The sequence below is a fragment of the Phormidium pseudopriestleyi FRX01 genome (genome assembly GCF_017313335.1).
In the GTDB taxonomy this organism is placed as follows: Bacteria; Cyanobacteriota; Cyanobacteriia; order Cyanobacteriales; family Laspinemataceae; genus Laspinema; species Laspinema pseudopriestleyi.
In genome coordinates, this window is record NZ_JAFLQW010000390.1 from 1 (window position 1) to 8,594 (window position 8,594).

Annotated in this window: 7 protein-coding genes; 4 read left to right on the forward strand and 3 right to left on the reverse strand. The window is 46.3% G+C overall.

What is annotated here, in order from left to right; genetic code table 11:
* The first annotated feature begins 53 nt into the window (after positions 1 to 53).
* The 3 genes from J0895_RS14715 (at position 54) to J0895_RS14720 (ending at position 4,328) form a co-directional block, all read left to right on the forward strand.
* Positions 54 to 2,414, forward strand: a complete 2,361-nt coding sequence (locus tag J0895_RS14715) for an ATP-binding cassette domain-containing protein (RefSeq protein WP_207088817.1) — start codon at positions 54 to 56, stop codon at positions 2,412 to 2,414.
* Positions 2,415 to 2,512: 98 nt separating this feature from the next.
* Positions 2,513 to 2,644 (forward strand): hypothetical protein, encoded by a 132-nt coding sequence (locus tag J0895_RS26420; protein ID WP_277989845.1) that lies wholly within the window; start codon positions 2,513 to 2,515, stop codon positions 2,642 to 2,644.
* A gap of 70 nt (positions 2,645 to 2,714) precedes the next feature.
* On the forward strand, positions 2,715 to 4,328 hold the full coding sequence (locus tag J0895_RS14720) for a hypothetical protein (RefSeq protein WP_242541322.1): 1,614 nt from the start codon (positions 2,715 to 2,717) through the stop codon (positions 4,326 to 4,328).
* A 115-nt stretch (positions 4,329 to 4,443) separates the two neighbouring features.
* Here J0895_RS14720 and J0895_RS14725 read toward each other — a convergent pair whose 3' ends face one another.
* The 3 genes from J0895_RS14725 to J0895_RS14735 all read right to left on the reverse strand — a co-directional run bounded on the left by J0895_RS14725 (position 4,444) and on the right by J0895_RS14735 (position 7,217).
* Entirely contained in the window at positions 4,444 to 6,183 is a 1,740-nt protein-coding gene (locus tag J0895_RS14725) for a protein kinase domain-containing protein (protein ID WP_207088818.1), read from the reverse strand.
* A 70-nt stretch (positions 6,184 to 6,253) separates the two neighbouring features.
* Complete coding sequence (locus tag J0895_RS14730; protein ID WP_207088819.1) at positions 6,254 to 6,787, reverse strand: GIY-YIG nuclease family protein; 534 nt, start codon at positions 6,785 to 6,787, stop codon at positions 6,254 to 6,256.
* Positions 6,788 to 6,893: 106 nt separating this feature from the next.
* Positions 6,894 to 7,217 (reverse strand): hypothetical protein, encoded by a 324-nt coding sequence (locus J0895_RS14735; protein ID WP_207088820.1) that lies wholly within the window; start codon positions 7,215 to 7,217, stop codon positions 6,894 to 6,896.
* 235 nt (positions 7,218 to 7,452) lie between these two features.
* Here J0895_RS14735 and J0895_RS14740 point away from each other — a divergent pair.
* A partial coding sequence (locus J0895_RS14740; protein ID WP_207088821.1) for an ABC transporter substrate-binding protein occupies positions 7,453 to 8,594 on the forward strand: 1,142 nt, incomplete at its 3' end.

Sequence of the window (8,594 nt, forward strand, 5' to 3'; positions counted from 1 at the left end):
ACAAATGACAAATGACCAATAACAAATGACCAATAACAAAGGACAAATGACAAATGACCAATCCCCCAGGACAACAAACGGTTTTAAGTCTCAATCCCTATCTGGAACTGAATAATCAGGGTCAGGTGATGCGTCTGGAGTTGACCACCAGTCGCCATGTTCTGGGACGCGATCGCGGTTCTGGGGCGGATTTGGTGGTTCCCCCGGATTGGCAAGTTATGGGTCGTGCTCATGCGGTTCTGTCTCAGGTGGGGAGTGAGTATAACATCTATGATGGCGATGGACAACATCCGAGTACCAATGGTTTATTTCTCGATCGCACTCGAATTACCCCGAAGGAAGGGTTTCTATTGCGCGATGGGACGCAAATTCGCATCGGTCAAAATCCTAAAGACCAAATTTTTCTCACTTATGTTAATCCGGCGAGTGCAGGGGTTGCCCCCAAGGTGCGATCGCTCTCGTTAGCTGGGCGATCGGTGGTGTTGGGACGAGACCCATCCGGCAATCTCCAATTGGATGCGCCGATTGTCTCCCGTCGTCATGCGGTGATTGATAATTATACGATAACTGATTATAGCACAAATGGGGTATTTGTCAATGGTCAACGGGTGAAGACTTCCCAGGGTCTGACTGACGGCGCAACGATTCGGATTGGTCCGTTTACCTTGTTACTCCGGGGGGATGAGTTACAGGTCCTCGATCAAGGCAGTCAGATTCGCTTGGATGCGGAGGGGTTGGTGCGTGAGGTCAAAGATGGCACAAAAGTCAAGCAGTTGTTAAATCAGGTCACCTTGGCGATCGAACCGGGACAGTTTGTGGCGTTGGTGGGGGGGAGTGGGACAGGCAAGTCTACTCTGATGCGAACTTTGTTGGGAATTGACGCGACGACTCAGGGGCGGGTGTATATTAATGGGGATGATTTACGGACGACGTTTAATATTTATCGCACTCAAATCGGGTATGTCCCCCAGGATGATATTATCCACGGACAGCTTACGGCGAGAGAAGTGCTAACTTATGCGGCGAAATTACGCTTGCCACCGGATACGGATGTGGAGGCGGTGGTTACCAAGACCCTGGCGGAAATTGAAATGGGCGATCGCGAGACGGTATTGGTGAATCAACTGAGTGGGGGTCAGCGCAAACGGGTGAGTATCGGGGTGGAATTACTGGCGGACCCGAAATTATTCTTTTTAGATGAACCGACTTCGGGACTTGACCCGGGATTGGATAAAAAAATGATGCAATTGTTGCGGAAGTTGGCGGATCAAGGGCGGACGATTGTGTTAGTCACCCATGCGACGGCGAATATTAAACTTTGCGATCGGGTCGTCTTTATGGGACGAGGAGGACATCCCTGTTATTTTGGCCCACCGGATGAAGCGTTCCAATTTTTCCGCATCAATTCCGGTGATTTTGCTGATATTTACAACGAACTGGAACAAGGGGAAGAACACGCAGCACAATGGGCTAATAGCTTTCGGCAGTCCCCCTATTATCGCAATTATGTAGAAAATCATTTGAGTACGGGCAAAGGGTCGTCATTCGCCCCTCCCAGTCAAGTCAAACCCTCCGGTTTTCAGCAGCTTTCTCTGCTGACTCAACGCTATTTTAAATTGATGCAACGGGACCGGATTAACTTAGGATTAGTGTTATTAACCGCACCGATTGGGATTAGTTTAATTACTTTAGCGATTCGGGACAAAGACCCGTTAATTGGGGAACCAGAAGCGACTTTAGCACCTTTGGCATTGCGGGTTTTATTTGTGTTTACCTGTGCGGCGATTTGGATTGGATTGTCTACATCTTTACAAGAAATTGTCAAAGAATCGGCGATTTATATGCGGGAACGGTTGGTGAATTTAGGGTTATTCCCCTATCTAGGCTCTAAATTGGTGATTTTAGGGGGATTAGCGCTACTGCAAACTCTGTTGATGGTAGGGGCAATTTTAATAGGATTCAAGAGTCCGCAACCGGAATTAATTTACTGGCCGATTGGGGTAGGAATTAGTACCTTTTTGACCTTGTTTACCAGTATGAGTCTGGGATTGCTGGTTTCTGCATTGGTGAAAAATAGTTCTCAGGCGAATAGTTCTTTACCCCTGTTATTGCTACCCCAAATTATTTTTGCTGGCGTATTATTTAGCATGGAAGGGGTGGGACGAGTGATTTCCTGGTTGATGCTGAGTCGGTGGTCCGTGGGGGCGTATGGGTCGTTGGTGGATGTGAATGCAATGGTCCCGGAACCGAGTATTTTGCCCGATGGAACTACGATGCCCTTGCCATTTGAACCGACGGCAATTTATGAGCCAACTTGGGCCAATTTGGGGTTAAATTGGGGGATGTTGTTGTTGCACGCTACGGTGTATTTAGGGTTGACTTTATGGGTGCAGAAGCGTAAGGATATTTTTTGAGGGAGAGACGTGACGGGAAAGGGGCTGAATTATCTCCCGAAGAGGTTAGGTCAGAAGTTAAGACAAGGGATAAGAAATCGGGTTTCTACGTCTGATTGATGGCGGTTTCTCAAGAATTTAGAACAGAAACCCGGTTTTTAGCTTTTACGGTATCAGGTATCAATGCCTTGGCGATGCAGACTCCCCTCAGAAATGATTTATGGATTCAGGAAGAATCACCCTCCAGATAGAGGCTATAAAAGAAAAATTTGATTAAATTAAAGAAACCTCTTTCTATATTCTATATGATTATAAAAAAATATGATAAACTCCCAAACCAATTCTAACATGGAATTCTTAGGGGCAGGCCGTTCCGGTGAAGTCTTTTTATTGGACAGTCCCGATGGTAAAATTGCTCGAAAAATATTCTATGGTGATAAAATCACTCATTTAATTCATTACTTTTTTTTCGGCGCACCCAACCCCTATATTTGGAATGAAGATGCGTTAAATTGCGCCTACTACCGCCGGAGAATTTTACAGAACTTGGTGCAATTTTGGTTCGGGTCACATCTCACCGTTGCCAATGCCACAGATAGGGGGTGGAATGAGGAAAGCAAGTCTTATCAATTGGATACAGAATTTAGTAAAGGCGAAGCAGTTGCCCTGCATCATCCCTTTAATCATGATAAAGATTGGCAAGTAGAGGTTCTGGTTCATCGGGTGATGCAACCCTTGCAAAAATGGCTGATTAAATCAGGGTTTGATGGGTTAGTCTGGCAAGCGGGAAAAGGAAATCCAGTTGCTTTAAATAATTTTTTATTAACTCAAGATGACCCCGATAATTATCAGTTTGTCTGGATTGATTTAGAATCGGGAGTTCCGGCGTTAATTCCCTTAAATTTCCTGACCTTATTTACCTTTTACCTGCCGAAATGTTTCCATCATAAACGGCCCTTGTTTGATGATGTGGATATGGACCGTTTAAATGCCTATATTGAAATGAATCGGGTCGGTTTAGAAGAAACTCTAGGGTCAAAACCCTATGATGAAATGCTTTCTGATATCGAATATTTGGGGTATCATCAACGAAATTGGAAAGAGATGCCCAGGTTTCAACGTAGCATTCACTATCAATTGAAAAAAGGTAAAATAACGGAGACTGAAGCGAATCGATATCTTCAGAATCCTTGGCGATGGTACATTCGAGAATTGATGCGATTAGGGCGAAAGGTTCCTTACAAGTTACTGGTACGATTGCCGGTCAAGGTGTTCAAGTTTTTTGCCTCTATTCCCTATTTTGGATTTGTCCGAGGATTCTTTAAAGTTTTATTTTTCCGGAGATATCGATTAAAGGTAGCGAGGGATTATGTGAATCGCCGATTAGAACGGTGGATGGAACGCAAGCAAATCACGGATGAAGAATCGGACTATTTTTTACATCATTTACACAATGATTATAGTAGCGAATATTTAGGAGACTTTGGCGTTCATTTAGGGATGAAGGTGTTTGTCAAAGTTTTTGAGTATATTATTTCTCCGTTGTTGTATGCGGCAGGATTGATTAATGAAGGCACGTTAGTATTTTTCCTGATTTTTGGCGGACCCATTTCTCGGACCTTATATACGTCACTTCAGATGTTTCAAGCGGCAGGAGAAGGGAAGGAAATCCCTTGGGTGGCGTTTTTTATTGGATTGATTCCTTCTTTGTTTGGAAATATTGCTTATCCCTGCCAGATGATTTATTCTGCTTCCGGTTCTCGCGGGAAATTGGCGCGATTTATTGTGTACGACACCTTTAGTCGAGTGGGGGATAAGTTTCCGATTTGGGGGGGTGAAGATACCTTAACGGAGCATTATTTTAATCATGGGGCCGATCGCTTGGTTCGTTGGGTGACTTTATTAAGGCGACCCTTTCAGCGAAGGGTTTCATAATGGATCATTTTGTTAGGAAAGGATGAATTTCTGCCTGTTCGTAGTAACGACTTCAGTCGTTACTACGAACTTAAGAAAGATAACGACTGAAGTCGGGACGTTGAGTTAAGGGAAATTAGAGGCGACTGGTTTGTTCGATCGCCCATGTGCCGGTTTCCTCATCCCAGATTAGGGACATTCGCAGGGTTTCATCGGAAATTTTGCCATCTTGCATGGTATAGGTTAAGGTTGTGTCTACAATGGCAGAAAAAGGGGTACTGGCGACTACATTAACATCCTGAACATTGACTAGCCAAACACTATCCCACCAGTTCGTGTAAGTATTATAATCTCCGGATTGAGTGGTTTGAAATCGCGGATCGAGTTGATTCCATGCTTGGGAATAATCTCGGTTATTAATATTAGAATAGTAGTCAATCACTGACTCTTCAGGAGTCGGGCGATCGCCCACTGGTTCTGTAGGTTCCGGGGTAACATCCACAGGCGTTTCCGGTTCTGATGGCGGCATCTCATCCACAGGCGTCTCCGGTTCCGCAGGCGGTATCACATCCACAGGCGTTTCCGGTTCCGTCGGCGGTATCACATCCACAGGAGGTTCGGGTTCCGTCGGGGGAATCACATCCACGGGAGGTTCGGGTTCCGAGGGAGGGACAACCACGGGAGGTTCGGGTTCCTCCGGGGGAACAACCACTGGGGGTCTTTCTGGAGTTGTGGGTTGGGAAATAATGGGTGGAGTTTGAGTCGGCGGTGGATTAGAGGAGGGTGGAGAAACCGGAGGGGGATTATTGGCAGGGGGTGTCGCAATTGGGGAATCGGATGACACGCGGTTTTGGGTGATGCCAAATCCGATGAGAAAAGATACCGCTAACACTGCCGCAGCAATGCCGACTGCCCTGGGGGAAATACCGGAGGGTTGAGGCGATGATTGTCCGTAGGGTGACGGGGAGGGAGGGGGTACGGGCGCACGATTTACCGGGGCGACGGCGACAGTAGAGACTTGAGAGTTGACATCGGGTTTTAAGGCATCTAACATATCTTGTGCGGTGGGAAAGCGATCGCGGGGATTAAACCGAATGGCGCGATCGAGAACCATCGCTAAACCGGGACTCACCCGGGGTACATAAGACCGCCAAAGTATCTCACCCGTTGCCGGATCCGTGGGAAATTCCTGGGGGATTTTCCCGGTGAACATATAAATCGCTGTTAGTCCTAAACTATACAAATCGCTGGAATACAAGGGTCTACCGGCAGCTTGTTCCGCTGACATAAACCCGGGACTGCCAATGGCGATCGAGTTAGTTACCCCTCCAGAAGAACTCATCGCCGTTGCCATCGTTTCTTTGACTGAACCAAAGTCAATCAAGACGGGTACATCCTCCCCTGGGGAAAAACTGCCCGGGTTCGAGGGTCGCAACATAATATTATCGGGTTTAATATCCCGATGGACGATGCGGAAACTATGGACATAGGAGAGGACCGGCAGAATTTTCGTCAACAGCGATCGCACTTCTGCCTCACTCAGAGTCCCCACGGTTTGGACTTTTTTGCCTAAAGTACCCCCCTCAATCCATTCTTGAACCAGATAAAATTGCCCCTCTAATTCAAAATAGGCAAACAACTTGGGAATTTGGGCATTTCCATCCCCCAATTGTTCCAAAACAGCCGCTTCCCGCGCAAATCGTTCTTGGACCATTTGATAAACAGCGGGATTGCCTGTCACAGGTTTAAGCTGCTTGATGACGCATCGGCGTTTAGAAGGCATTTGAGTATCTTCAGCCAAAAAAGTTTGGCCGAATCCACCCATCCCTAATTCTTGAAGGATACGATAGCGATTATTGAGCAGTACCGAGTTCATGGAATTTGACAGAGTAGGGGTTAGAAGGACAATCACAGCGTTGGTGTAAATAATACAGCACAACCCTGGATTATTTTAAGTCTAGCAAACCACTTTCTTTGAGCTTGGGATTAAAGCGAATGGCCTCTTTAAGTCCCCGGGAGTCCAGGACCGCTAATAGATTGGCTTCGACACGGCGTGACACCTGTTTTAAGAGTTTCATCTGGGTGAGTTCGTCGATCGCTTTTTCATATTTTTCCCGTTCCTCATCTGTCATCAAGGGTTTAACATCGATCGCCTGAGTCCATTGGGCTTCATCAGGGCCATTCCCTAGAGGCATCTCCCCATTTTCTGCAATCCATGCTGCCCGAATTTCTTCTAAAATTGTCCGACTAGGGCGATCAATCGTTTGAGCTTTAATCCAATAGCAACAGTCCGGTTTTCGCATCAGGTGCTGTTTCAAACTCAAGACAATATCTCGGGAATATCCAATATATTGTAAAGTTTTTTCCCCATCAAAAATGGCATAAACCCCGACTTTGCCTGTAAAATCGCTGTTGCAGTTTCCCTCAACATCAAGATAGGGTAAAAATTCAAGAGTAGACAAGGATGAAATATCGGTCATAAGTGATATCCAGAAAAAAGTTCTTTGATTTGGACGCGAGGGAATACCGGCGATTCGGTTCAGCGGCGTTCCCCCTAGGGTTGATCCCCAGTGTTTAGGGATGATTTTAACTGAGTTTGTGATAAATAACACAGATACGAGTGGGGTTGAAAATTTTGGCTTTAAACATAAAGTTTGGGGGGACATTAATTATAAGGTAATCCTCGGATTCATGATAGGGTTCAAATTCCCGAGGCATTCCTTTGGGAGTCTGTTCGCTATAGGGAACAGGTTGGAACATTAACTCAGTAAACTCAACTTGATGACACTGGGCTGCCTCAGCAACTTGATGAACAAAATTGGGGCTATTTAATAACTCAAATAGAACCGATTGGGTTTCTGGGTTGAGGGTAAAGCTGCCCCCAAAGTTTTGAACAATTTTAAGACCCATAAGAATTGCTGGTAATGACGACAACAGAATCGAGGTTGGGTGAAACCCCTGGGCGGTCCGAAACCCTTGAAAGGGGCGGGATACCCTTAACCCTTAACCTATTTTATGGCAAGCGTTCCCCTTTGGACCGGAGTTTTGGAAGGTTGGGGGAGATTGATTGCGGATTAATGGGGGATTTTGGTGATTCTAACTTTTAGAATAAGAACAGAGATTGAGAGTAGAGAGGTTGTCTAAGGTGAGTACACCAAAAAGTTGGATCTGTGATGGAGTCCCGAAAAATGGGCAGCATTATCCGAATTGTTCTGGCCCCCACCCTCCCCAGGAAAACTACACCCCAGATTGTATTATTTGTGGGTTACCTCGGGAGGCTATGACGGGGAAAAAGTCTCCCCAGGGTAGTAAAACGGTCATATCTGGCGGCAGGGGGTCGAATCTGCCTGGGTTGGCGGCGATCGCCCTGGTGGTGTTATTACTCGGGGGGAGTGCCTGGTATCTGTTCGGACGAACTCGTGAACCCGAAGTGGTGGAGAGCAATTCTGGGAGTTTTGCCGTCTCACCCGGGGCGATCGACCCCTTAGCAAAGGTGAGTCAAACTGCGGTTAATGCCGAACTAATCAGTCAAGGAGAAAAGATTCTCTTTAATCCCGGGATTAATTTTAACCAAAAAGCAGCCGGGGCGACTGCATTTAGTCAGAATAATTGGACCGAAGCGATCGCCCAATATCAGCAAGCGGCACAAACTGACCCCAACGACCCGGAAGCGAAGATTTATTTTAATAATTCTAAGGCTAAACAAGCCGGAAATCCCCTGACGATTGCGGTGGTTGTTCCTATTTCTGCCAGTGAAAATTCCGCTAAAGAAGTATTGCGGGGAGTAGCATTACAACAAGAACGGTATAACAATTCTCCGCAATTGCCGGGACGATTATTAGAGGTGGTGATTGTCAATGAATCCTCACCGGGAAAAGCTCCCTCTCTCGCGGAAGATTTGATTCAATCGCCCAATGTTTTGGGGGTGATGGGACATGGAGTGGATGCGGCATCTCGGGAGGCGATCGCCCGCTATGAACGCGCCCAATTAGCCGTTTTATCCCCCATTAGCACCAGTATTTCCAGTACCGTTCCCGGTGAATCAATTCTCAAAACCATCTCCTTATCTCAAAAAGCCAATGAGTTATTTGCCAACTATTTAGAAGGGGTGGGAAAAACTCTGGCAACATACGCTGACAAAAATAATTCTCCCGCTTCGGTGGTAGTTTTTTACAACTCAGATAGTCCTTACAGTCAGCAATTAAAAGATGCTTTTTCTGCCGCCTTAGTGCAAACCAATGGTCAAGTGGTCAAAGATGTGGATATTACCCAAGGCGGATTTAATCC

Bases quoted from the DNA above. Each gene is read 5' to 3' on its own strand.
- J0895_RS14715 (WP_207088817.1), top strand. From the start codon at position 54: ATGACCAATCCCCCAGGACAACAAACGGTTTTAAGTCTCAATCCCTAT.
- J0895_RS26420 (WP_277989845.1), top strand. From the start codon at position 2,513: ATGGCGGTTTCTCAAGAATTTAGAACAGAAACCCGGTTTTTAGCTTTT.
- J0895_RS14720 (WP_242541322.1), top strand. From the start codon at position 2,715: ATGATAAACTCCCAAACCAATTCTAACATGGAATTCTTAGGGGCAGGC.
- J0895_RS14725 (WP_207088818.1), bottom strand. From the start codon at position 6,183: ATGAACTCGGTACTGCTCAATAATCGCTATCGTATCCTTCAAGAATTA.
- J0895_RS14730 (WP_207088819.1), bottom strand. From the start codon at position 6,787: ATGACCGATATTTCATCCTTGTCTACTCTTGAATTTTTACCCTATCTT.
- J0895_RS14735 (WP_207088820.1), bottom strand. From the start codon at position 7,217: ATGGGTCTTAAAATTGTTCAAAACTTTGGGGGCAGCTTTACCCTCAAC.